Source organism: Vibrio sp. 10N.222.48.A3 (assembly GCF_041475345.1).
Taxonomy (GTDB): domain Bacteria; phylum Pseudomonadota; class Gammaproteobacteria; order Enterobacterales; family Vibrionaceae; genus Vibrio; species Vibrio tasmaniensis_A.
In genome coordinates this window covers 1-1573 of record NZ_JBFRVX010000877.1, presented here as the reverse complement: position 1 = coordinate 1573, position 1573 = coordinate 1, and the positions used below count along the sequence as shown (strand labels likewise).

Below are 1573 nucleotides of genomic sequence, written 5' to 3'. Positions count from 1 at the left end.
TTCAGAGTCAGGCTTGTACAGTCATGAGTCGGATATCGAGCAACTTTCGAGTGGTGATGTGGCATTGCTTAAAGGGGAGCGATGGAGTGGCAACGAAAACGCGGGTCTGGTGCATTGCTCACCCGTAACTTCATTTAACGAGACGCGATTGTTGCTGACGTTAGATTTTGGTTAGTCGCGCTCTATTCGCGAGACGATTTTTAGAAGTCGTCGGCTTACCCCTTTTGTACATCCGGTTTTATACTCGTCAAACCTATTAATTTACGCCAACACTGTCAGCATAATGATGAGCAGCGCCGCTAAAGCTAGTACGCCTAACGCACGCCATTGAGAAACAAACGCAACACTGCCATTAAGTTCGATTTTTGTTTGGAAGCCAGTGACCATTGCCCAAGTTAATGGTTTTGAGCGTAATTTATAGAACAAAACGGCAAGGACGTGTACCGCAATCAGAGTTGGAAGTACTTTTATCATAGTGAGGTGAATGTTTTCTAATAGTGAAAATACGGAGTCATTCAACCAGATATTTGCATAGGGTAAGTGATCAAGAAGCCCTGCTAAGGCTAAACCAGAAACACACTGAATAGTTAAAGCTGATAACAGTGTAACAACCATCCAACCGCCAGCAGGATTATGGCCTGGCTTTTCTTTTTCTTTTCCTAATAAATAACGAACTACTGACTTAGGTGATCGTAAAAACTGTCTGAACCGGCTCGTTTCGCTACCCACCCAACCCCAGACCAATCGCCAAACGATTAATGTCATAAGTGCTAGCCCAAGTTGAACGTGGGGTCCATTACCTGAAATGCCCGATGCCATTAACCCCATGAAAAGCGCCGCTTGCGTCCAATGGTATAGGCGAGTTGATAGATCCCAAATCTTCATAGTTTCACTCTCTCTTTTGTTTATTTAATCTCTGTTCGCTTTATAGTAATTTACACAGCAATAGTTGCAATTGCAACTATTGCTGTGTAAATTGACTTTATCAAGGAAACACAGGCATCAAAGAAACACAGACATCAGAGCAAAACGGAACACCGAAACGAATCATCGATGTCTGTATCGAAACCAGACAACAAAAGCTATATGAAGCGAGGAGAGATCAATATGAACAAGAGAATGATTCACAAGAGATTGGTGAGCCTACTGTGCACTACAACCGTTTTACTTAGTACCCACGCTTGGGCATCACAAGATCATTCGAACCAAATTGAACAGCGCCAATACGCATTTACACAAGTTGAAACCTTGATTGAGCAAGCCAAAGACTTATTAGATGGCAACGATACGAGTTGGCAGGTATTAGAAGAAACGAGTTTAGAGTTAACAGCTCATAGCGAATTGTTACTGACGTCATTTCCGGTGGGCAGCCAAGAGGGAAGTAAAGCTAAAGAGAGTGTGTGGAGTGAGCCTGAAAAATTCGAACGACTACTAAGTCAAATGAATCAAGGGTTCCAAGAACTCTATCAAGGTAGCCAACAAGGTGATGTATCACTGGCGGAATCAGGATTAGAAGCAGCGCAGGCGACTTGCAAAAGTTGCCATCGTTCATATCGCTCACGTTGGTAATAAC

At 43.2% G+C, this 1573-nt stretch carries 3 protein-coding genes; 2 read left to right on the top strand and 1 reads right to left on the bottom strand.

The window, feature by feature from the left end; translation table 11 throughout:
* Nucleotides 1-175, top strand: a 175-nt coding sequence (locus AB4653_RS21260; RefSeq protein ID WP_372105266.1) for a DUF1826 domain-containing protein, incomplete at its 5' end; no start/stop codon positions are given.
* Between the two features lie 86 nt (nucleotides 176-261).
* Here the strand turns inward: AB4653_RS21260 and AB4653_RS21255 are convergent.
* The gene (locus AB4653_RS21255; protein WP_102258555.1) at nucleotides 262-885 is read right to left on the bottom strand and encodes a cytochrome b/b6 domain-containing protein; all 624 of its coding nucleotides are present in this window, start codon (nucleotides 883-885) and stop codon (nucleotides 262-264) included.
* A gap of 168 nt (nucleotides 886-1053) precedes the next feature.
* On the opposite strand from AB4653_RS21255, the gene AB4653_RS21250 reads away from it, so the two are divergent.
* Nucleotides 1054-1569, top strand: a complete 516-nt coding sequence (locus tag AB4653_RS21250; protein ID WP_102258554.1) for a cytochrome c — start codon at nucleotides 1054-1056, stop codon at nucleotides 1567-1569.
* Nucleotides 1570-1573 lie beyond the last annotated feature (4 nt).